17 protein-coding genes are annotated in these 20,212 nt (G+C 71.8%); 10 read left to right on the plus strand and 7 right to left on the minus strand.

Going from position 1 to position 20,212, the window contains the following annotated elements:
- Positions 1-48: 48 nt before the first annotated feature.
- The 3 genes from ABT025_RS15950 to ABT025_RS15960 form a co-directional block, all read right to left on the minus strand.
- On the minus strand, positions 49-639 hold the full coding sequence (locus tag ABT025_RS15950) for a TetR/AcrR family transcriptional regulator (protein ID WP_350994361.1): 591 nt from the start codon (positions 637-639) through the stop codon (positions 49-51).
- Positions 640-1,305: 666 nt separating this feature from the next.
- The gene (locus ABT025_RS15955) at positions 1,306-2,514 is read right to left on the minus strand and encodes a glutamate dehydrogenase (RefSeq protein ID WP_350994269.1); all 1,209 of its coding nucleotides are present in this window, start codon (positions 2,512-2,514) and stop codon (positions 1,306-1,308) included.
- A 94-nt stretch (positions 2,515-2,608) separates the two neighbouring features.
- Positions 2,609-3,265 (minus strand): carboxymuconolactone decarboxylase family protein, encoded by a 657-nt coding sequence (locus ABT025_RS15960; protein WP_350994270.1) that lies wholly within the window; start codon positions 3,263-3,265, stop codon positions 2,609-2,611.
- A 214-nt stretch (positions 3,266-3,479) separates the two neighbouring features.
- Between ABT025_RS15960 and ABT025_RS15965 the strand changes: the two genes are divergently transcribed.
- The 10 genes from ABT025_RS15965 (at position 3,480) to ABT025_RS16010 (ending at position 13,155) form a co-directional block, all read left to right on the plus strand.
- Positions 3,480-3,920, plus strand: a complete 441-nt coding sequence (locus ABT025_RS15965; RefSeq protein ID WP_350994272.1) for a PPOX class F420-dependent oxidoreductase — start codon at positions 3,480-3,482, stop codon at positions 3,918-3,920.
- 99 nt (positions 3,921-4,019) lie between these two features.
- The gene (locus ABT025_RS15970; RefSeq protein ID WP_350994274.1) at positions 4,020-5,285 is read left to right on the plus strand and encodes an MBL fold metallo-hydrolase; all 1,266 of its coding nucleotides are present in this window, start codon (positions 4,020-4,022) and stop codon (positions 5,283-5,285) included.
- A gap of 340 nt (positions 5,286-5,625) precedes the next feature.
- Positions 5,626-6,651, plus strand: coding sequence for an ArsR/SmtB family transcription factor (locus ABT025_RS15975; RefSeq protein WP_350994276.1), 1,026 nt, complete (start codon positions 5,626-5,628; stop codon positions 6,649-6,651).
- A gap of 286 nt (positions 6,652-6,937) precedes the next feature.
- Positions 6,938-7,651: a C39 family peptidase gene (locus ABT025_RS15980; protein ID WP_350994278.1), complete on the plus strand. Its 714-nt coding sequence runs from the start codon at positions 6,938-6,940 to the stop codon at positions 7,649-7,651.
- Complete coding sequence (locus tag ABT025_RS15985; RefSeq protein WP_350994279.1) at positions 7,648-8,643, plus strand: alpha/beta hydrolase; 996 nt, start codon at positions 7,648-7,650, stop codon at positions 8,641-8,643. Before ABT025_RS15980 ends, ABT025_RS15985 begins: the two co-directional genes overlap by 4 nt.
- 378 nt (positions 8,644-9,021) lie before the next feature.
- Positions 9,022-10,974 (plus strand): sensor histidine kinase, encoded by a 1,953-nt coding sequence (locus ABT025_RS15990; RefSeq protein WP_350994281.1) that lies wholly within the window; start codon positions 9,022-9,024, stop codon positions 10,972-10,974.
- A gap of 7 nt (positions 10,975-10,981) precedes the next feature.
- Positions 10,982-11,416, plus strand: a complete 435-nt coding sequence (locus tag ABT025_RS15995; protein ID WP_350994283.1) for a roadblock/LC7 domain-containing protein — start codon at positions 10,982-10,984, stop codon at positions 11,414-11,416.
- 2 nt (positions 11,417-11,418) lie between these two features.
- Positions 11,419-11,790 carry a DUF742 domain-containing protein gene (locus ABT025_RS16000; protein WP_148017001.1) on the plus strand — a complete coding sequence of 124 codons (372 nt, stop codon included), beginning with the start codon at positions 11,419-11,421 and terminating at the stop codon, positions 11,788-11,790.
- 208 nt (positions 11,791-11,998) lie between these two features.
- Positions 11,999-12,568, plus strand: coding sequence for a GTP-binding protein (locus ABT025_RS16005; protein ID WP_350994363.1), 570 nt, complete (start codon positions 11,999-12,001; stop codon positions 12,566-12,568).
- Positions 12,565-13,155, plus strand: coding sequence for a GAF domain-containing protein (locus tag ABT025_RS16010; protein ID WP_350994285.1), 591 nt, complete (start codon positions 12,565-12,567; stop codon positions 13,153-13,155). The genes ABT025_RS16005 and ABT025_RS16010 overlap by 4 nt, the downstream gene beginning before the upstream one ends.
- A 24-nt stretch (positions 13,156-13,179) precedes the next feature.
- On the opposite strand, the gene ABT025_RS16015 is transcribed toward ABT025_RS16010, so the two are convergent.
- The 4 genes from ABT025_RS16015 to ABT025_RS16030 all read right to left on the minus strand — a co-directional run bounded on the left by ABT025_RS16015 (position 13,180) and on the right by ABT025_RS16030 (position 20,197).
- Positions 13,180-15,111 (minus strand): DUF2264 domain-containing protein, encoded by a 1,932-nt coding sequence (locus ABT025_RS16015; RefSeq protein WP_350994287.1) that lies wholly within the window; start codon positions 15,109-15,111, stop codon positions 13,180-13,182.
- A 33-nt stretch (positions 15,112-15,144) separates the two neighbouring features.
- Positions 15,145-17,556: a polysaccharide lyase 8 family protein gene (locus tag ABT025_RS16020; protein WP_350994289.1), complete on the minus strand. Its 2,412-nt coding sequence runs from the start codon at positions 17,554-17,556 to the stop codon at positions 15,145-15,147.
- Positions 17,557-17,579: 23 nt separating this feature from the next.
- The gene (locus tag ABT025_RS16025) at positions 17,580-18,944 is read right to left on the minus strand and encodes a M60 family metallopeptidase (RefSeq protein WP_350994291.1); all 1,365 of its coding nucleotides are present in this window, start codon (positions 18,942-18,944) and stop codon (positions 17,580-17,582) included.
- 158 nt (positions 18,945-19,102) lie between these two features.
- Positions 19,103-20,197, minus strand: a complete 1,095-nt coding sequence (locus ABT025_RS16030) for a LacI family DNA-binding transcriptional regulator (protein WP_350994293.1) — start codon at positions 20,195-20,197, stop codon at positions 19,103-19,105.
- Positions 20,198-20,212: the final 15 nt, after the last annotated feature.

Consider the following 20,212-nt stretch of genomic DNA (forward strand, 5'->3'; position numbering starts at 1 on the left):
CAAGCCGCCGAACCCGCCATGCCGCCAGCCATGTCGCCCGCCGAGCCGTCAGGCGGTCAGGGCCTCGTGGTCGATGCCCAGTTCACGGGCGAGCGCCTCCTCGGCCCACTCCAGCATCGTGGACCGGGACAGCGGACCCGCGTACGACGTCATCTGGACCGCCAGACCGTCCAGGAGCGCGGTCAGCCGCCAGGCCACGGACATCGGGTCGTCGCAGCGGAACTCGCCCGCGGCCGCGCCCTCGTCGATGACCTCGGCCAGCTCCGCCTTCCACTGCTGGTCGAGATCACCCGCGACATTGCGCAGCGCCGGGTCACGGAGAGAGGCTGCCCAGCCCTCGATCCACAGGCGCCAGCCCTTGGCCTGGCCCGTCGGCGCGTACCACCGCACGGCGGCACGCAGTCGGCGGACCGCGGTGGTGCGCCGGCTCAGCAGCTTGCGCAGTTGAGCCAGATCGGCCTCGGCGGCGTGCGCGAAGGCGGCGGCGACCAGCTTCTCCTTGGTGGAGAAGTGGTAGAGCACAAGGGCGTTGCTCACGTTGAGCACGGACGCCACGTCGGCGATTCGCACCGCCGCGACACCTCGTACCTCGATCTGCTCGACGGCAGCACGCAGTAGCTCCTCGCGTCGCTCCGCCACACCCAACCGGACTCTTGCCACAGCGTCACCCTAACCAATGCCCACTCCGGCGCAGGCCGGGGGCGGGACCGGAACCGGCCCCGCTCCCTGGCCACTTGTGTTCGTCCGCTGCTGTCCGGTGCGGTCGGCACCGCGTGTCCGCGGGGCCCGAGTCGCGGGCGTCGGCCCGACAGGCCGGCCTGCGTGGCCGAGCGGCCTCTCGCGATCGGCTGTGTCCGCACTGTTCGACGGCAGCCCGTGGTCGAGATCCAGCAGCCGGCCCCCCTGGTGTTGCGATCATGGCCGGAGCGGTCCCGCTACTCACTGGTCTCCCGGGTGCCAAGGAATCCGGTCACCGGATCGGGGGATGAGCGGGTGGCATCGGCGTTCAGCCTGAACCAGTCCTCACGGACTGCGCCGGCCGCGCAGCGCAGGCGCCTGTCGGTTGGACCGGGCGGGACCGGGCGGGACCGGGCGGGACCGGGCGGGACCAGGCTGGGTCGGGTGGGACCAGGCTGGGTCGGGCTGGATCGGGTGGGACCAGGCTGGAGCGGGCTGGATCGGGTGGGACCAGGCGGGACCAGGCGGGATACGCGCTGACATGGGTGGCAGGGTGCGGTGTCAGGGCTCGTGAGCCCAGCGTGATCCACGAGAGAGGTCCTGGGCCACGGGGGTCCGGAACCGCGGTCAGCGGTACCAGCCGAAGCGGTCGGCCATCACCGGCAGCCGGTCGGCGACGACGGCGTGCGCCGCCGCGCGCGGAGTGCAGCCGTCCGCCGCGGCGCGGGCCAGTACGAGTTCGATGAGAGCGCGCATCGCGCGCCGGATGTGTGCGAAGGCCTCGTCCGCGTCGGCGCCGATGTCACCGAACAACGTCCACCACCACCAGGCGTTGGTGCCGGAGTTGACGACCACATCTGGCAGCACCGTGATCCCGCGTGCGGTGAGCAGTGCTTCCGCCTCGGGCAGGACCGGCATGTTGGCCGCCTCGACCACCCAACGGGCCTTGATCCGGGCCTGGTTCGTCAGGTCGACGGCGTAGGAGACGGCCGCGGGCACGAGCACGTCCGCGTCCTGCGCCAGCCAGGCCTCGGCGGGCAGCTCCCGATCGGTGGCGCGCAGCACGCCGCGGTCCACCGTGCCGTATGCGTCGCGGGCGGCCAGGAGTGCCTCGACGTCGAGACCGGCCGGATTCGCGATCGTGCCCTTGATGTCGGCGACGGCGACCACGCGCAGGCCGGCCCGGGACAGGAACCGTGCGGTCGCCCCGCCCATGGTGCCCAGCCCCTGGAGCGAGACCCGCGCGTCGCCGTACGCGATCCCGGCCCCGTCCAGCGCGGCGAGCGCGGACTCGGCGACTCCGCAGCCACCGGCCAGCTCGTCCAGGCCGATGCCGTCCACCTCGACGGCAAAGGCGTCGGCCAGCCGCCGGCGCGCCGCGGCCTCGTCGTCGAGCAGCGGGTAGACCGCCTGGACGGTGGAGACGAGCCCGGCCTCCACGGCGGCCCGGTCGACCAGGTCCTGGGTGAGCCCGAGGTCCTCGCCGGTCGTCCAGATGTTCTCCACGTAAGGACGCATCGCCCGCAGGTAGCGCACCAGGATGCCGTACGCCGCCGGGTCGCGGGGGTCGCAGTCGATGCCGCCCTTTGCGCCGCCGAGAGGTATGTAGCGCGCACCGGACCGGTCCGCATCGAAGTGGAGCGCTTCCTTCATGGTCATGCCGCGGGCGAGCCCGGCCACCTCGTCCAGCGTGCAGCCCGCCCGCATGCGCAGCCCGCCACTGGACACCCCACGCACCAGACGGTCCACGACGAGGTGCCCGTGGCGACCCGTGACGTGGTCCGTCCAGGTCAGCGAGATCAACGGGGCGGGCGGGGACACCGGAGGTGTCGTCATCGGGGTACTCCTCGGTCGCGGCGATCGGGGCGGGCCCGGGACGGTGCCATGGATACCGGGGAGCGGACCCGCTGCCCCCGATACCGGCCGACGATCATCTACTGAATCGCCAGTCAGTATCGGGAGGCGGAAGCGCGCTGTCAACGCGGCCTGCGCGGCATGGCCGCTCCATGGCCGAAGCGCGCCGTCCGGACGCGCCCGGCGGTTGCGCCTCGCACCGGTTCTTGAGGCCCTGGCCGGTGAGACCGAGGGCCGAATTCGACCGCGACCGCATGTTCTCCACCGCGACCGTCGTCGTCAGCCCGACGAGCGCCCTCCCGCCGAGCGAACCGCGCAGCCGGTCCGCCATCTCGTCCTCCACCTGCGGCGGAGTGACGGTCATGGCCTCCGCGTGAGCCGGCACATCGCGCTCCAGCGGGGAGTGGACGTCGCTGTCGCGCCAGGCCGGGATCTCACTGGGCTTGCGCGGATCCATGCCCTGGCTGGGGCTCACCCGGTACCCGAAGTCCATGCACCAGTCGCGCCCGATGGTGGCCGCGGTCGCCATCACCGCCGGCGTCTTGAGCTGCGCGTCCAGCTTCTTCCAGTGGCCCACGGACAGCTCCTGCCGGGAGCAGGCCCACAGCACCCCGGTGTGGTGGGCGCCGGCACGCAGGGGACCGGCGACCTTTCCGTACGCGCGGTTCGAGTGCCACGAGACGGCGCGGAACAGGAGGCTGCGGGGTGGGTCGAGCGAGATGCGGGCGGTCATGACCGGTCTCCTCGGGTGCGACTCGGTGCCGGCGGAGGCGGTGGGGGCGGTGAGGGCGCCGCCGTCGAGCTGCTGGCACGGGTGAGACGGGCGGGGGCCGCGCGATGCGACATCGCCAGGCCAGGGGTGGCGCGTAGTGGCCGGATCCGGACGTATGCGGAACGGGCCTCACCGGATGCGGAATCCTGCGGGCGGGCCGGGCGTTGGATTCGGCATGACGGGATTCGATGCGCAACAGCAGGGGCTGCTACGGCTGCTCGCCGAGGAGGACGGCGGCGTGCTGGTCACGCTCAGGCGGGACGGCAGACCACAGCTGTCCAATGTGAACCACTTCTACTACCCCGACGAGCGCATCGTCCGTGTCTCGGTCACCGAGGGTCGGGCGAAGACCCGGAACCTGCTGCGGGACCCGCGGGCGAGCTACCACGTGACCAGTCAGGACCGCTGGGCCTGGACGGTCGTGGACGGCACGGCCGAGCTCACGCCGGTGGCCGCCGAACCGGACGACGCCACCGTGGCGGAACTGATCACCCTCTACCGCGACGTCCGCGGCGAGCACCCCGACTGGGACGACTACCGCAAGGCCATGATCAGGGACCGCCGGATCGTCCTGCGGCTCCACGTCGAGCACGTGTACGGACAGCAGCGTGGCTGAACGACTCCTTCCGGAGCGCCATCCCGTTGGGTGCTCTGCTCTCGCACAGTCGTCCCCCCTGTCCATAATGAGACGATACCGACTCCCTCAGGAGATCTTGTGACCGGCGCTGACTCCACACTCCCGCTCCGCACCAGGCTGCGTGCGCTGCGTCCCGCCGCCTTCGGGGCCGACCCGGGCGGCGCCCGTATGGAGCGCATCCGTCGTTCCCCCAACTTCGCCGACGGGGTCTTCCAGAACCCGGTGGGGGCGCGGACCAGACCTTCCGGGTCCGCCCTGGAATTCGCGAAGGTGTACTTCCGCAAGGAGGAGCGGGTGCTCAGGGCGCCGACCGGGACCGTCCCCGTGCACGCCACGACCCTCGCCGACCTCGCCGAGCCCCCCGCCTCCGGTCTCCGGCTCACCTGGATGGGGCATTCCAGCGTGCTCGCCGAGATCGACGGACGGCGGGTGCTCTTCGACCCGGTCTGGGGTGAGCGCTGCTCGCCCTTCGCCTTCGCCGGTCCCAAGCGCGTCCACCCCGCACCGCTGCCGCTCGGCGCCCTCGGCCCGGTCGACGTGGTGGTGATCTCGCACGACCACTACGACCACCTCGACCTCCCGACGATCCGCTCCCTCGCGGACACGGCCACGGTCTTCGCGGTGCCGCTCGGCGTCGGCGCGCACCTGGAGCGCTGGGGCGTGCCCCTGGACCGGATCCACGAGCTCGACTGGAACGAGTCCACGACCGTCGCCGGAATCAGCCTGACCGCGACGCCGGCCCGGCACTTCTGCGGCCGTGGTCTGCGCAACCAGCAGCACACGCTCTGGGCCTCCTGGGCCGTCGCCGGGCCCGAGCACCGGATCTACCACAGCGGTGACACCGGCTATTTCCCCGGGTTCAAGGAGATCGGCGCCGAGCACGGCCCCTTCGACGCCACCATGATCCAGATCGGCGCGTACAGCCAGTACTGGCCGAAGGACCAGACGGACAGCAAGCCGGAACCCGGCGCCTGGCCGGACATCCACATGAGCCCCGACGAGGGGGTCCAGGCCCATCTCGACCTCCAGGGCGACGACCCGTCGGCCGGCGTCATGCTGCCGATCCACTGGGGCACGTTCAACCTCGCCCTGCATCCGTGGGCCGAACCCGCCGAATGGTCCATGCGGGCCACGCAGTTCGCCGGCGTGACGATGGCGGCCCCGCGACCGGGCCAGCCGTTCGAACCGGCCGACCCGCCCGCCGTCGAGCCTTGGTGGCGCGGTGTGGCCGCCGAACCGGCACCGGGGTGGGGCAACTGGCCCCCCGTGCACGTACAGCTTCCCGGCGGGGCCAGGACCGCTGCCGCCCCCGGCCGCGACCGGGACCGGGCGGCCCAGGCCTGACGGCCCAGGCCTGACGGCCGCCGCGTCGGCGCCGCGGTGACCCTGGTGGCCCCGGCGCAGGACCGTCTACCAGGATCGCCGTCACGGTGACTTACGAACGGCCCGGAGCGTCACCAGGATCGCCGTCATGGTGACGCCGAACGGCCCGGTGCGTCACCGGGGTGGCGGTCACGGTGACCTCCGAGCCGCCCGGTGCGTCACCGGCCGGCTCGCACGGTGACGGCCGAACGGCCCGATGTGTCACCGAGACTGCCCCCGCAGTGACGTCCGAACGGGGTGGGAGGGCGGTCGAACGGCGGTACGCTGCGCCCGGAGGAGCTCATTTCCCGGGGGAGCGGCCATGCTGCGGGTGTACTTCACGTCCGAGGACCTGGCACGGGTCAGGGTGGCTCCCGGTCCGGACTTCCTCTGGGAGATCAGCAACAGTGTGCAGACCCTGCAGCGGCGCGACGGCGAAAGGGTGTTCGGCGCCTGGCGCCGCTGGGTGCGACCGCGGCTCTCCGAAAGCCCCCGGCTGCTTTCGTCGTTACTGCCCCCGCGTGGCTACTCGCCCGACTTCCTCACCCCGACGTCCGGTGACCGGGCCACCCTGCAGGGAGCCCTCGACACCCTGATGAGCACCCCGCGGCCACGGCTGCGGACCGATCTGACCCACTTGGCTTCCTCGCTCCAACTACCCGCCTGGGTGCGTTCGTTGGCCGGTGGCGACACCGATACCCTGCGGCGTCTGGCTGGAGCTCTGGGTACGTACCAGCGCGAAGCGCTCGCACCGTACTGGCAGCGCGTCCACGCCCATATCGACGCCGACCGCGCGGTCCGGCTGCACAGCCTGCTCGACGGGGGAACCGAGGGCCTGCTGGCCGGGCTCGGGCCGCAGTTCCGCTGGCGTCCGCCCGTCCTGGAAGTGACGTATCCCGTCGATCAGCACCTGCGCCTGCGCGGCCGGGGGCTCGTACTGCAGCCGTCGTTCTTCTGCTGGCCGACGCCGATCACGCTGGCCGACGGGGACCTGCCGCCCGTTCTCGTCTATCCGATCCACCACGCGGCGGACTGGGCCGGACCGGCCCCGGCCGCAGCCTCGGGGTCCCGTTCCGCGGAGAGCTCCGGGCCACTGGGTCCCCTGCTCGGGCACACCCGTGCGGGCATCCTGCGGGCCACCCGCACCGGATGTTCCACCGTCGAGGCGGCCCGGCTCCTGGACGTGACGCACCCGGCCGTCAGCCAGCACCTGAACGTGCTGCGTGCGGCGGGACTGGTGGCGACGGTGCGCAAGTCCGGACGCTCCTTCCATGTCGCGACCGCCGAAGGAAGGGCCCTGCTGGCCGCGGAGGAGCGGGCCCGCCGGTTGCCGGAGCGCGGAGTGTGAAGCCCGGAAAGCGACGCCCTGAAGTGTGACGGTCATCCGCTGAAGCGCGACGGGTTTTCACTTAAGCGCGACAGCCGTCCGCTTAAGCGCGACGGTCATCCGCTGGAGCGCGACGGGTTTTCACCGAAGCGTGACGGGCATTCAAGTGTCGCCGTAAGTCTGAACTTTCGTCGCTTGCGCCCTTCGTGCGGCAGCGGCGACGCTGATTCCGCTGTCCCGTACAGCTGAGCGGTTCCCGAATCCGTTTCTGCCCGCAAGGCCACCCCCACCCTCCTCAGGAGCCTGCATGCGCAAGAGACTTGTCTCCTCCGCGATCGCCGTCGCCGCTGTCGGAGCTCTGCTCCAGCCCACCCTGGCCCAGGCGTCACCCGTACCGCACACCCCGTCCGTGTCCGTGCTCGCGCACGGCTCGAAGGCCGGCACGGCCGTCGTGAGCGGACACAACCAGCCGGGCACCCGGCTGGAAGTGGCCGCCGGACGCACCCAGAGCGCGCACTGGCTGCAGATCGACTACCAGGTCCAGGAGACCGGCTACTGGTGCGGCCCGGCCGCCACCCGCATCGCGCTCTCCGCCCGGATGGCCCCGCCCAGCCAGGGGGACCTGGCCTGGCAGCTCGGCACCACCCAGAACGGCACCGACCACATCGGCCAGGTCACGGGCGTGCTCAACTCGAACCTCGGCGGTGGCTGGTACGAGACCAAGGAGATGCCGAACGACCCGCCCACCCAGGCCCAGCGGGACCTGCTCTGGTACGACATCGTCTTCGACATCGACCGCAACTACCCGCTGGTGGCCAATATCGTGGCCCCGCCCGGCAACCAGCCGCCCGGCTATCCGTCGAACCAGACGATCTACCACTACTTCACCGTCTTCGGCTACGACGAGGTGGACCGCACCGTTCTCATAGCCGACCCCGCCTCCTTCAGCGGCAACCAGATCTACTGGATCTCCTTCGATCAGCTGGCCACGCTGATCCCGCCGAAGGGGTACTCGGCATGAGCGCGAACGAGAACCGGCCCACGCGCCGGAGCGTCATCAGGGCAGCCGGCGGGCTCTCCGCGGCGATGGCGCTCGGCGCCGGGAGTCTTCTCGCCACGGCAACGGCGGCCAGTGCCGCGGGCGACGGCTTCGGGCTGCGCATCGTGGACCGCAACGAGGACGATCCCCGCATGCGCTACTTCCGGTTCGCGACGGACGCGATCGGCTGGAACCCGGGAGTGAACGTCCTGCTCCCCGACGGCTACCACACCAGTGGCCGCCGCTACCCGGTGCTCTACCTGCTGCACGGGGGCGGCACGGACCAGGACTTCATCACGTTCGACCGTGCGGGCATCCGGGCCTGGACTGCGGGAAGGCCGGTCATCGTAGTGATGCCCGACGGCGGCCACGCGGGCTGGTACTCCAACCCGGTCAGCTCCAACGCCGGTCCCCGGAACTGGGAGACCTTCCACATCGCTCAGCTGCTGCCCTGGATCGACGCGAACTTCCGTACGTACGCCGAGTACGACGGCCGGGCAGTCGCCGGATTCTCGATGGGCGGCTTCGGCGCGCTGAAGTACGCGGCCAAGTACTACGGCCACTTCGCCTCGGTGAGCGCCCACTCCGGCCCCGCCAGTCTGCGCCGTGACGCGGGCCTGGTCGGCCACTGGGCCAACGCCTCCTCCGCGGCGGTGGAACTGGCCGGCGGCACGGTCTACGGCGTACCGCTGTGGGACCAGGCCCGGGTCAGTGCCGACAATCCGGTCGAGCGGATCGAGAGCTACCGGAACAAGCGGGTCTTCCTGGTCGCGGGCACCAGCCCCGACCCGGTCAACTGGTTCGACCAGGTCAACGAGAACCAAGTGCTGGCCGGCCAACGTGAGTTCCGCGCACTTCTCGGCGGCGCCGGCATCCCGCACGAATGGCACGAGGAGCCCGGCGGGCACGTCTTCCGCGACTACATGTTCCAGCGCGACCTCGACGGGATCATCGCCCGGCTCCGCAAGGCGTAGCGGGCCGCACCCCCCCAACGAGCCCCCTCGACGGCGGTCGAGGGGGCTTGCCGCGTCCGCGGGCAGGGCGACGCGGGCAGCTGCTGCGGCGTCGTCCGGCTGTCGGTGGTACCGCCGACCGGGTGTCGGATCGCCGGGTACTCACCAGGAGAAATCGGTCGCTCGTACGAGACGTCATACCAGAGCGGGACGGATGGCGGGCAAGTTCCACAACTGCCCGTCGCGGCCTCGCACGGGGCGACTACCGTGTGTGCCCGGTGATCAACGGTGGGCTCATGTTTTCCGAGCCTGCCCGGCCGATGACCCGAGAATGACCGACCACCGTAGGTGTCACCACATGAATGCCGATTCCTGGTGCCCCACGTACCGAGGACGCTGATGTCTCAACTTCGCGCACCCGACGCGCGACCGGAACGACGAGAGGGCGGGCGGCACGGCCGACCGGGTCCCCGTTCCCACTCGGCCGCGGCCAGGCCGCGCGCTGCCCGGCCGTCTCCCGAGGCGCGTATACGCCCCCAACTCCTGCGTACCGCAGTTCTGCCCGCCGCCGCCGTCGCACTCGCCGGCGCCGCAGCCGTCATCTACACCGCTCGTGCCGGCGGTGTCCGGCCGTCCACGGAGCTCTGGACGGCGCTCGGCGCCGCGGGCGGGCTGGCGGTCGGCGCCATGGTGGCCGCCTTCCTGGCCGCCAACCGGGTCGCGACCACCGTCCTCGGCCGCTGCCTGGCCCTGCGCCGGGCCAGCGCACAGGGCCAGGCCGACCTGCAACGGGTGGTGGAACAGCTCCGCAACGGCGAACCCGTGCCCGCGCGGCGTCCCGCGCAGCCCGTCGCCCCCGGCAGCGACGGCTTCGAGCTGCTCGCGCAGGAGCTCGGGCGCCAGCAGGAGGGAGCCGTGGCCGCCGTCGTCCAGGCGTCCCGGCTGACCGAGCACACCGGCGAGGACCAGAAGGTGGAGGTCTTCGTCAATCTCGCCCGACGGCTGCAGTCACTCGTGCACCGCGAGATCCAGCTGCTCGACGAGCTGGAGCACCAGGTCGAGGACCCCGATCTGCTCAAGGGGCTCTTCCACGTCGACCACCTGGCCACGCGCATCCGCAGGCACGCCGAGAACCTCGCCGTACTCGGCGGCGCCGTCTCCCGGCGGCAGTGGAGCAACCCGGTCACCATGACGGAGGTGCTGCGCTCGGCGATCGCCGAGGTCGAACAGTATCCGCGGGTCAAACTCGTACCCCCGATCGACGGCACGCTCCGCGGGCACGCGGTGGCCGACGTGATCCACCTGCTGGCCGAACTGGTGGAGAACGCCACCGTGTTCTCCGCCCCGCAGACCCAGGTCCTGCTCCGCGCCCAGCGCGTCACCGCGGGTCTCGCCCTGGAGGTGGAGGACCGGGGACTCGGTATGCCGGGCGACGAGCAGAAGCGGATGAACGCTCTGCTGGCCGACCCCGACCAGGTCAATGTCGCCCGTCTGCTCCAGGACGGCCGGATCGGCCTGTTCGTGGTGGCCTCCCTGGCTCGCAGGCACGGGATCGCCGTGCGGCTCCAGAGCAACATCTACGGCGGCACCCAGGCCGTGCTCGTCCTCCCGCAGTCCTTGCTCGGCGCCGACGACGGGTCCGGCGAGGCCACCGGCGCACCGGCCCCGCCTCTCGGCCCCGTGCATCGTCCGCCGCCCCCTGACGACACCGCAGGGCGCCGCAACCAGGCCCCCGAAACGGCACCCGCCCCCGAACCGGAGCGTCGTCCCTACGTACCGCAACAGCAGCAGCTGAGGCTGCACCAGGCTTCGAAGCGGACGCCGCACCAGGGCGAGGGCCCCCCGCTGCCGCTGCGTGCCGAACGCCTCGACCGGCCCACCCCCACGGATCCCCCTTCCGGCATCCGTTCCACGGACGACGAGGTCCCCGCACTCCCTCAGGAGACCGGGGCCGTGCGCGGCACGATGGGCAGGCCCCAGCTCCCCAGGCGGGCCAACCAGGAACACCTGGTCCCGCAGCTCAGGGAGACTCCCGCACCGCGCACCGAGGAGGAGCCGACCCTGCACGACCCGGGTCTGGTGGCAGCCTTCCGGCGCGGCATCGACCTCGCCGAGGCGCGTCAGGAGTCCGAGGCGGAGGACGCACCGGACGCCGGCTCAGGATTCGTGTCGTCCCCTGACGCCGGCGGGCCCGGGGACGAGCGGACCGGCCGGGGAGCTCCGGCACCGGTCCGTGCACCCCTGGACCCGCTCCCGGTCCGCGGTGCCGCGCCCGTGGAACTCCTCAGGGCCGGCTCGTACCACAGCGATCAAGACCCACTCGAAGCGCACATGAACACCACCAAGGAGTAGATGCACCATGGCGACCGATATGCCGTCCGGTCAGGTCTCGGACCTCGACTGGCTGCTGAGCGGGCTGGTACAGCGCGTGCCGTACACGCGCAGCGCGGTCCTGCTCTCCGCCGACGGGCTGGTGAAATCCCTCCACGGCATGGACGCCGACAGCGCCGACCACATGGCCGCGCTGGCCGCCGGCCTGTACTCGCTCGGCCGCAGCGCCGGGGCCAGGTTCGGGGACAACGGAGAAGTCCGCCAGGTGGTGGTGGAGCTCGACTCGACGCTCCTGTTCGTCGCCACCGCCGGCTCCGGCACCTGTCTGGCCGTGCTCGCCGGAAGGAACGCCGACGCCGCCGTGCTGGGCTACGAGATGACGATGCTGGTCAAGAGCGTCCGGCCCTATCTGATGACCCCGACGAGACAAGCGGCCGGGGTGCCGGGCGCCACGGGGCTGTGACCGTGCCGGCCACGCAGGACGGGCCGTTGCTCGACGATGCGGCAGGCCGCCTCATCCGCCCCTACACCGTGAGCAACGGCCGCACCCGTCCTACGACCGTGCTCGATCTGCTCTCCCTCGTGATGGCCACCGGGACCGTCCCGCAGACCCACCTCGGCCCCGAGCACTCCGTGGCGCTCGGGCTGTGCGGCGGTCCCACCTCGGTGGCCGAGATCGCCGCACACCTGCGGCTGCCGGCGGTCGTCACCAAGGTCCTGCTCTCGGACCTCGTCGACTGCGGCGCGGTCACCGCGCACCCGCCCGCCTTCCATGACATGCCCACCGACCGATCCCTGCTGGAGGCAGTACTCGATGGCTTACGACGACAGCTCTGACGGCTTCGACGGCTCCGACCCGTACGCGGGGACCGCAAGCCCCGGACACGTCGGATACGCGGACGCCCCGGGCGGCGGGTACACGGCCCCGCCGGGCGGAACGGGCTACGGGAGCGGGTTCGGCACGTCCGGATACGAGGAGGTACCCGGCGCGTCCGGATACGCGGAGGCCCCCGGCAGCCCCGAGGGCTTCCCCGTCGCGCTCAAGGTGCTGGTGGCGGGCGGATTCGGCGTCGGCAAGACGACGTTCGTCGGCGCGGTCAGCGAGATCGCGCCCCTCAGTACGGAGGAACTGCTGACCCAGGTCAGTGCCGCGACGGACAGCCTCGAAGGTATCGAGTCCAAGACCTCCACCACTGTGGCGATGGACTTCGGCCGCATCACGCTGGACGAGCAGCATGTGCTCTATCTGTTCGGCACACCCGGACAGGAGCGCTTCTGGTTCATGTGGGACGAACTCTCCCAGGGCGCCCTCGGAGCGGTCGTGATCGCCGACACCCGGAGACTGGAGGAGTGCTTCGCGGCCGTCGACTTCTTCGAACGGCGCGGGATCGGATTCATCGTCGCGGTGAACGAGTTCGACGGTGCCTTCCGGTACGGCCCGGAGGAGGTGCGGGCGGCCCTCGACCTCGCGCCGGCGGTCCCGGTCGTCATCTGCGACGCACGCATCGCGAGTTCGGGCACCGGCGCGCTGGTCACCCTGGTCCAGCACCTCATCAACGCCACCGCGGAAGCCGCCCCACTGACCGGCTACGGAAGCTACGGAGCCCATCCGTGACGACTCCGAACGCCCTCGGACGGCTGCTGCTGACGCCCGTCGACGGCGACGCCCGGGTCCGGACCCAGCGGCTGCGCAGCCTCGGGCTGGGGGAGCGGTCCGACGCCTCGTTCGACAACTTCGACGCCTTTGCCGACCGGGTGGCCGAAGTGACCGAGGTGCCCTTCTCGATGGTCAACTTCATCGACGGGAACCGCCAGTTCTTCGCCGGGCTGCACACCCCGGCGGGCACCTGGAAGGGCTCCGACCTGGGGGCCGCCGCGGCCGGAAGCGGCCGCAGGGGCCGCTACGTGGCCATCGATCACGGCTTCTGCCCGCACGTCGTGGTCCGGCGTAAGGCGCTGGTCCTGGAGGACGTGTGCGACTACCCGCGCTTCGCCGGAAATCCGGTCGTCGACGACATAGGTATCCGCTCCTACCTCGGAGCGCCGCTCATCGACCGTACGGGCATCGCCCTGGGCGCCGTCTGCGCCGTCGACATCGTGCCCCGCCCGTGGGGGCGGGCGGGGCTCGACACGATCAAGTCCCTGGCGCAGGAGCTCGTCGGGCACATCCACCAGCGGGAGGAGAACATCCTCGGGCTCTGAACGCCCCCGACGACAGGTCCGTGGTCAGGCCTCGACCGTGCGGCCGTCCAGGAAGGTGAGCACGACCGAGTCACCGTCCACCCGCACCCGCACGGCCGTGCGCAGCGCCTCGGGATGAACGGTGTCGCGGGACAGCACGACGAGCGAGACATGGACGCTGCGGCCGCCCGCGTGCGGCGCGCTGCGCAGATACGGGACCGCCGAGTGCGGGCCGTAGGCGTTGGACTCGATGTCGCGCGCCACGGCGGCGCCTTCCACACCCCCGTCCCAGCCGTACAGCGCGACCAGTGCGCTGCTCAGCCCCTCGGCCGTGCGTGCGAGGGCCCAGTCGGGCCCCGACGAGGCGAACGGGCTCTGTGCGTCCGCGACCGCGTGGCCGCCCTCCCGGACCACCGCTCCCTCGGGCGCCTCGACCCGGTGCACCCGGATCTCCCACGGGCCGTGCAGCACACTCGTCGTCTCGATGCGGTAGGCGTGCTCGTCACCCGGCAGCCGTGCCGCCGACCACGAGGACGCGACGCGGTCCTCGCAGCGCAGCGGATGGATCCGGCGGCGCCGGGAAGGGGCGCCGTCCGGGGCGATCAGTGCCAGATGGCCGTCGACGGTGCGGGCCAGGGCGTGCGCAGCGGACTCGGGTGCCGTCGCCGTCGAGTAGGCGAACTTCGCGTAGTGCGGATCGTCCTCGCCCGCGTCCTCGTCCGGATCGGCGCCCGCGTCGAGGTCCGCGGGGCCGGGCGAATTGTGGTCGCTGCCGTGGTTGACGAGTCGGACGATGCCGTCGTGCCGGGTGCCGTGCAGCAGCCAGCCGGGTGCGGGCAGCGCGGTGTAGGTATCGGACTCCTCGACGGGCAGGGGGAGTTCGCGCGCGGTCCACACCTCGTGGTCCGGGGGAAGCAGCAGGCCGAGGAATCCCTTGCTCGCCCAGTACGGGGACGCGGGACCGGAGTACGGCTGGGTGGACGGCAGGAAGGTGCCGTACCAGCCGAGTGTCAGCAGTCCACGTTCGTCCGGTACCCCGCGCTCCGCGAAGTGCCGCAGCGTGCCGGAGGCGAGCCGGCGGGTCAGACCGGGCGCGAGCGGGGTGCAGTCGGACAGCGCGCCCATCCACACCGGGCCGAGCGCGGCGAACCTGTAGGCGAGGGAACGGCCCTGGTGGACGGGGGCGCCGTCGGCGCCGAAGAAGTACTGGTAGTCCTCCAGGTAGCGGCCGAGCCGCTGCCGGTAGACAGCGGACCGGCCGCCGTCGCCGTCCGGACCCGCGATCCGGGCCCACAGCAGCGGGTACAGATGCATGGCCCAGCCGATGTAGTAGTCGAAGTTGCGGCCGTCCCCGTCGGTGTACCAGCCGTCACCGACGTACCAGTCCTCGATCCTGTCCAGCCCCTCGTCGATGTCCGAGGCGCTGTACGGGGCGCCCACCGAGGCGAGGAACTGCTCGGACACCACTTGGAAGAGCCGCCAGTTGTTGTCCCAGGTACGGCCGCCGACGAATCCGGAGAGCCAGTCGACGACCCGCTCCTGGACCTTCGCGTCCAGCCGGTCCCAGATCCACGGCCGGGTCTCGTGCAGCGCGACGGCGACCGACGCCGCCTCCACCATCTGCTGCGAACAGTCCGTCAGACGCGGCCAGGCCTCGCCGCTCGCGGGGTTCGTGCCGGCCGCGAGGCCGGCCGCGTACCGCTCCGTCAGTGCGGGGTCGACCGCCCCGCCCGCGCCCGCGATCCGGCAGGCGGCGAGCAGGAACGACCGGGCGAACCCCTCCAGCCCGTCGGAGACGATCCCGGACCAGCTGCCCCGGCCGGGCAGCCGGTACTGCGCGAACCCGGGGGTCGCGTAAGGCGTCAGCGCGTCCAGCATCCGGTCGGCGGTCGCCTCCCAGTGGGCCCGGGTCCAGCCGGTACGAGACGACAGGATCCGGTCGGTCGGCGGCAGGTGCAGATGCGGGGCGACGGACATGGTGGTGCTGCTCCAAGGAATCGGTGTGGGTGGTTACCGGACGAGTTCGGCGCGGTGCGTATGGCCCCGGGACCCGCCGACGGCGACGGTGAGGACGGTCCCGGGTCCGGCGGCGAGAGCCACGGTGTCGTCGGACGACGCCATGGACCGCACACGGAAGGGAAGTTCGACCGACACCACGGCCTGGGTCCGGCCCGGGTCGGCGACCGCGACGGAGACGTGCGCGCCTCGCCGCCGCACGAGGACAGTCGCCGGACCGGAGGAGGCGATCCCGGCCGCCGAACCGGCGCCCCAGAAGTGCACGGCGGTCAGTCCGCTCCTGCGGTCCTCCACAGCCTGCACGGTGGCGTCGTTCGCGACGATCCGCACCGGCTGGGAGTGCGACCACACCGCGGTGGCCGCCGCCGACGCGCCGGGCAGCAGCACGTAGGCGTATCCCGCGTCGGTGGGGGAGATCCCGTGGTCCACCCAGAGAGTGACGTAGCGCCGGGTGACCGGATCGGTGCTGCCCCCGGTGTCCGCACCGGTGTTGATCGACCGCCAGGTGCCGGTGCGCTGCTCGCGCAGGGTGCGCAGGGCGGTCGTGCCGGGGAAGACGTAGCCGCCGGTGCCGTCGAGATGCGCCCATCGGGCCCGGTCGAATACGGCCGCCCGGCCCTGCTCCACGGGCTGCGGCACGCCGTCGACCAGCAGACGGTGGCGACCGTCCGCGCCGAGGCTGCGGTTCTCGACGACCGTCTCGACCGTCCGGCCGTCGCTCGCGGTGATGCCCGACCCGAGGGCGACCACCGCGTTGTCGAGGAGGAACCACGCCTTTCCGGTCCGCAGGGTGCTGCCCTCGGCACCCGCCACCTCCATCGCGGCTGCCGTGTGTCTGCCGTCCAGCACGGCACCGCCCGCGACGGCGTTGGCCGGCCGGTAGGTGGAGGTGCCGCCGCCCGTGCCGAGATCGGCCCTCTCACGCGTGTCGACCGTGGTGCCGGGGAGCCGGTACGGGTCGACGGTCGGCCAGAAGCCGTCGTTGAACTGCCCCAGGCCGTCGCCGTCGTACAGGTATGTCATGCCGTCGCCGGTGTACCAGCCGTGCAGGTTCTCGCCGTTGCCCGCCTCGTACGCGGAGATGCGCCTGGACGAGAGCGACAGGGCGAACGCCCAGCCGGGGCGGCGGTGCACCACTCGGTCCATGTCGGCGAAGACGAAGCTGCCTGTCGTGCGGGCCCCGGCCGGGATATCCGGGTCGTTCAGTACGGCCTTGGCCAGGGCGAGTTGGGGGAGGGTGGCCAGGGCGGCGAACGGGGTGGTGCGGTTGCGGGTAAGCCAGCCCCTGGCCAGGGCGCGCCAGCGGTCCGCCCGGTCCGCCGGTGCGCCCGAGGCCAGGAGCAGGATCGCCGCGACGGCTGCCGCGCCGTCCCGGTGGTCACCCGCGCGCTCCCGGGACACGGCACGCCCGCGCACCGCGTCCATCATCAGCCCGTCGAAGATCACCGGGGCGAAGCTCCGCTCCACGGCGTCGTACATCACCGAGACCTTCGGGTCGGCGACGGCCCACGGAGAGCCTGCGAGGAGGGACAACAGGTAGGCGGCGCCGCCGAGCAGCACGGTGCCGTACGAGCCGGTGTACGCGACCACGTCGTGCTGGACGAACGAGCCGTCCTCGTAGAACCCGTCGCCCGAACTCGTGAGACGGAAAAGGCTGTTGCGTCCGGCGTCGCGCACGTCGGACAGTGCGTCGCGGGCGGACCCCACCTTGGTGGCGTCCTGGCCCAGCAGCCCCCGCAGCGCGACGATCACGGCCTTGTCGGTGCGGTTGGCACCGGTCTCGGACAGGTTGGGGGAGTTGGTGCGGCGGTCGGCGTCCGGGCAGAAGCGGTCGACGACCGTCAGATAGTCCGCGAGGTCGCCGGCCGCCAGCCGCCCGCGCAGCAGGACGCAGGTGTCCATCAGCGCACGCGGCGCACCGATCTCCCAGAACCACCAGTTGCCGCTCTCCCGGGCCGCCGGATGGTAGGCGGTGTCGTAGGTGAACCGCAGTGCGGAGACGACGGCGTCCGCCGCCTCCGTACTGCCCGAAAGCGAGGTGCCGGGCGTGGCCCATGCAGTCGCGAGCGTGCGGAGCCGTGTATAGCTCTGCCCGAAGTTCCCCGGAGCGGTGAGGGGGGCGAGATCGGTCCAGAGCGCGGTGCGGCCGGCGCTGCGGTCCAGGGTGTCCCAGAGCCCCTTCGCCGTGCCGTCCAGTGCGGCCACCCCGGCGGCGAAGTCGGGGTCCGACGGGTCGAACGCGCCCCCGGTCAGGAGGGCTTCGGCCCGGGCCAGCAGACCGTCGAAATCCAACTCGGTGTCCTGAGAGGGGTGTTCCGGCTCCACGGCCCGCGCCCCGCCCGCCGTCAGGACTCCGGACACGGTGGCGCCGCCCGCGGCCAGGAGGGTCCTTCTGCTCAGCTGCATGGTGACTCCTTCTTCGTGCTCGGTCAGTCGCTGAGGGTGCTCGGGTCGACGGGCGGCTGCGGCAGGTTGAGGGCCGCGAGTTCGGCCCTGCCGACGGCGTCCACCGGGAACGCCCAGGTGTTCACGAAGAAGTCGGTCAGGTCGTGGCCCGCGATCCGGCTGGAGTAGGTGGCCAGCGCCCGGTACCGCTTGGCGTTCTCCGTGTAGTCGGACTGTGGGTTCTCCTCCCGCACCAGCTTGTGCAGCCGGGGCCAGAAGTCGTCCCCGAAGGCGAGCTCCAGCTGACGCAGCGGCACGAGCTTCTCGTACGCGCCGAAGGACTTCTCGTACGTCAGCCCAGCGGTGCCGAACTTCGCCCGGGAGGTCTGGAAGGCGGTGAGTCCGGTCGCCGGGTCGACGGTGAGCAGATTGGACGGCTGCTTGAGCGTGCGCTGGGCGGCCAACGAGTAGATGTTGACCGTGACCTCGGTCATGCCACCCGCCTTGTACGCCATCTGCTGGTGCAGGTGGCCGAGTTCGTGGTAGAGCCCCCAGCCGCGCGTACGCAGTCCCTCCACGGTGGTGGCCCGGTCGAGATAGGCCCTCGGGAAGCCGTTGTAGCCGTGTGTGGCATAGGCCCCGACGCCGGTGGGCACCTTGCTGACCTCGGTGAAGTGGTACGGCCCCGCCTTGCGCCGGTGCACCGGCTTCGAGCCGTCCAGCCCGCTGATCCGGGCATGCGAGTCGATGATCGTCTCGACCAGCCGGAGCAGTGCGGCGTGGTCCTCGCCGCGGTACAGCAGCGCGCCCTCGCGGGTCAGCGTCATGATGGTGTTCGGGCCGTGGAGCTCCACCCAGGGCGAGGTGGTCAGGGTGTCGAGCTGCTCCTGGTACCCGGCCTCCGTGGTGCTGCCCAGGGTGAAGACCGGCATGGGGACGGTGCCGGAACGGAACAGCACGCCCGCACGCTCACCCCGCCCGGTGAGCGTCAGATAGACCGGGCCGCCGTGCGGGTCGGTCACGGTGTTGGCGCCGACGGTGAGCGGGTAGCTGCGCGGCTCGGTGATCTCGCCGTAGTAGTCCCACGCACCGATCCAGAGGGTGGGAACCAGACCGTCGTACGGCTGGACGGTGAGTGAGAGCGGGGTGCCGGCGGGTGCGTACAGGCCGGTCGGCCGGAACTCCGAGCCGCGCAGGGCCTGCGCCAGCCGCAGCCGTTCGGCTTCGGCTGCGGGGCGGGCGGTGACGGTCAGCGAGACCGGGCGGACGCCGGGGCGGCGCGCCGCCGCCCGAGCGGTGGTGGCGGTGGCGCCGAGTGCGACCACCGCTCCGGCACCCGCGCCCGCGGCGAGGACGGCGCGGCGGCCGACCGAGGGGGAAACCGGGCTGGAGGAGGTGAACTTGCGCATGCGGAACTCTCCCTGCAGAAACGAATGAGGGGCGGAAGCGTGCGGAGTGGGACGGTGCGTTCCGTCAGCATGTAAGCGGTTGCTGTCGAGCCGCAAGAGGAGTCGGGAAGTTACTGTCATTTACTATGGCCAACTGCGGACAGGCAGGAAGTAACCGGTCACATACGGCTGGACCTGCCGGCCCGGGGTGCCACGGAATCGCGTACCACGATGTGGGTGCCGAGCCGCAGCGCGCCCGTCGTCGGCTCGCGCCAGTCGTCCTCGTCCCCGCCCGAGACGGCGAGCCGTACGGCCTGGCGGCCCATTTCCTCCAGGGGTACGTGGACGGTGGTCAGCCGGGGGCGAAGCTCCTGGGCGACGGGGATGTCGTCGTACCCCACCAGCGAGATGTCCTTGGGTACCCGCACACCGGCCTCCTCCAGTGCCTGGGCGGCACCGGCGGCGACCACGTCGTTGGCCGCGAAGACAGCGGTGAACTCCGGTCCGTCCCGCAATAGTTCGGCCATCCGCCGATAGCCGAAGTTACGGCTGAAGGCGCCCGGCTGGACCAGGTCGGGATCGACGGCGACGCCCCGCAGCTCCAGGGCGCGCCGGTGGCCGGCCAGCCGGTCACGGGTGGTGGAGAGCTTGGGCGGGCCGCCGAGGTAGAGGATCCGCTCGTGCCCCTGCATCAGCAGGTGGTCGGTGATGGCGAAGGCGCCGCCCTCGTTGTCGTACTCGACCGCCGCGGTGGGCGCTGCCTCGCCCAGGGGCGGCCGTCCGCACAGCACCAGCTTGGAGCCGCCCGCGTCCAGTTCGCGGGCCCGGCGGGCCAGCTCGGAGGTGTAGCCGCGGTCGGCGATCGATCCGCCGACCACCACCACCGCGTCCGCCCTGCGCTCGTGCATGAGGTCGATGAAGGCCAGCTCGCGCTGGGGGTCGCCCTGGGTGCAGCAGACCAGGCAGAGCCGTCCGCCGAGCGCCGCCTCCCGTTCCACACCCCGTGCGATGTAGGCGTAGAAGGGGTCGATGACCTCGTTGACGATGATGCCGACGGTGCGGTTGGAGACACCTGCCAGCGCGCGGGCGTGCGCGTTGACCACGTAGCCGAGCTCGCGCATGGCCGACTCGACCCGTTCCCGGGTCGCCTCCGCGACGGGGTAGTTGCGGTTCAGGACGCGCGAGACGGTGGCCGTCGAGACGCCTGCGCGCCGTGCGACGTCGGTGACCGTCGCTCGCCGCGGTCCGTCCGCGGCCGTGCTCTGCCGGCGCATCCGGCTCACCCCCTG

This window comes from Streptomyces sp. NPDC002809 (assembly GCF_040295435.1).
In the GTDB taxonomy this organism is placed as follows: Bacteria; Actinomycetota; Actinomycetes; order Streptomycetales; family Streptomycetaceae; genus Streptomyces.

Coding starts and splice junctions, on each gene's coding strand:
- ABT025_RS15955 (WP_350994269.1), bottom strand. CDS start 2,514: ATGACGACACCTCCGGTGTCCCCGCCCGCCCCGTTGATCTCGCTGACC.
- ABT025_RS15960 (WP_350994270.1), bottom strand. CDS start 3,265: ATGACCGCCCGCATCTCGCTCGACCCACCCCGCAGCCTCCTGTTCCGC.
- ABT025_RS15965 (WP_350994272.1), top strand. CDS start 3,480: ATGACGGGATTCGATGCGCAACAGCAGGGGCTGCTACGGCTGCTCGCC.
- ABT025_RS15975 (WP_350994276.1), top strand. CDS start 5,626: ATGCTGCGGGTGTACTTCACGTCCGAGGACCTGGCACGGGTCAGGGTG.
- ABT025_RS15980 (WP_350994278.1), top strand. CDS start 6,938: ATGCGCAAGAGACTTGTCTCCTCCGCGATCGCCGTCGCCGCTGTCGGA.
- ABT025_RS15985 (WP_350994279.1), top strand. CDS start 7,648: ATGAGCGCGAACGAGAACCGGCCCACGCGCCGGAGCGTCATCAGGGCA.
- ABT025_RS15990 (WP_350994281.1), top strand. CDS start 9,022: ATGTCTCAACTTCGCGCACCCGACGCGCGACCGGAACGACGAGAGGGC.
- ABT025_RS15995 (WP_350994283.1), top strand. CDS start 10,982: ATGGCGACCGATATGCCGTCCGGTCAGGTCTCGGACCTCGACTGGCTG.
- ABT025_RS16015 (WP_350994287.1), bottom strand. CDS start 15,111: ATGTCCGTCGCCCCGCATCTGCACCTGCCGCCGACCGACCGGATCCTG.
- ABT025_RS16020 (WP_350994289.1), bottom strand. CDS start 17,556: ATGCAGCTGAGCAGAAGGACCCTCCTGGCCGCGGGCGGCGCCACCGTG.
- ABT025_RS16025 (WP_350994291.1), bottom strand. CDS start 18,944: ATGCGCAAGTTCACCTCCTCCAGCCCGGTTTCCCCCTCGGTCGGCCGC.
- ABT025_RS16030 (WP_350994293.1), bottom strand. CDS start 20,197: ATGCGCCGGCAGAGCACGGCCGCGGACGGACCGCGGCGAGCGACGGTC.